This window comes from Candidatus Magnetaquicoccus inordinatus, from assembly GCF_004217665.1.
In the GTDB taxonomy this organism is placed as follows: domain Bacteria; phylum Pseudomonadota; class Magnetococcia; order Magnetococcales; family Magnetaquicoccaceae; genus Magnetaquicoccus; species Magnetaquicoccus inordinatus.
This window is the reverse complement of record NZ_RXIU01000517.1, coordinates 1-1,095: the sequence shown is the minus strand read 5'-3', so window position 1 is coordinate 1,095 and position 1,095 is coordinate 1. Positions and strand designations below refer to the sequence as shown.

At 52.3% G+C, this 1,095-nt stretch carries 1 protein-coding gene and 1 pseudogene; both read left to right on the top strand.

Annotation, left to right across the window (positions count from 1 at the left end; genetic code table 11):
• The first annotated feature begins 265 nt into the window (after positions 1-265).
• Positions 266-811: a response regulator gene (locus tag EJP87_RS16950; RefSeq protein WP_130472994.1), complete on the top strand. Its 546-nt coding sequence runs from the start codon at positions 266-268 to the stop codon at positions 809-811.
• Between the two features lie 87 nt (positions 812-898).
• A pseudogene (locus tag EJP87_RS16945) lies at positions 899-1,095 on the top strand (hypothetical protein); the annotation flags it as partial.

Sequence of the window (1,095 nt, the reverse complement as noted above, 5' to 3'; positions counted from 1 at the left end):
CCGGAGGCGATGACTTGGCGAAAAGGTGCCGATGGAGTGGGTGGAGCAGAGGCGGTTGTGGGGGGTGGAGTGATGGTGATCGGTGCGGCTGCCGACATCCGTATCGGCAGCGCACCTTGCCCATGAGAACCGCTGATGGGAATAGCGGCTCTCGCAAACAGGCACCATTATATTGCAGTGCTTCAACAACCCGGCCTTGAACGGGTGGCATCATGCATAAAAATGCTGGCTCACCCCATCCGACTGAAATTTTTGATGGCATTGGATGATCATCCATTGCTTCATCGAGACTTTTCAATCTGCTTCTCCATTATCCGATCTCCAAATCTGGGTGGCCAGCCAATTTGGGCAAGGCAGTCAATTTTTCTTTACGCTGCCTGCGTGCGTGGCGACACCACCGATCGCACCAGCAGAACATGTCACTGATACCAGCACGAAACCACTATACATCCTGCTGGCGGAGGACACAGAGGAAAACCGGGTGTTGTTCGATGCATATCTCAGAAACAGCCCGCATAACTTGGTCATGGTTAATGATGGTGTAGAAGCGCTGGATCGTGTGCAAGAGGAAACGTTTGATGTTATCGTCATGGACATACAGATGCCAAGAATGGATGGCTACACGGCCACCCGCCAGATCCGCCAATGGGAGCGGGAAATGGGACGCGTTGCCACGCCGATTATCGCTCTTTCAGCCCATACCATGGAAGAGGAGATTCAACGCAGCAGGGAAGCAGGATGCAATTTATATTTGACTAAACCAATTCGCAAAAAAAAGCTGTTGGATGCACTCCAACAGGTTACCAGCTAAACCGCACCCTTTTGCTCCTCATCCGCTCTGGAACCTGTCAATAAAAATGATATACTGAGGTACAAAAAGTGAGAATCATCCGGGAAAGTGGCCACTATCTCTGAACTGGCCGAACGGGAGAATCTGGACAACTCCTACGTCGCCAAGGTGATGCAGTTGACGTTGCTGGCTCCGGATATCGTGGAGATGATACTGGATGGGAGACAACCGGAGGCGATGACTTGGCGAAAAGGTGCCGATGGAGTGGGTGGAGCAGAGGCGGTTGTGGGGGGTGGAGTGATGGT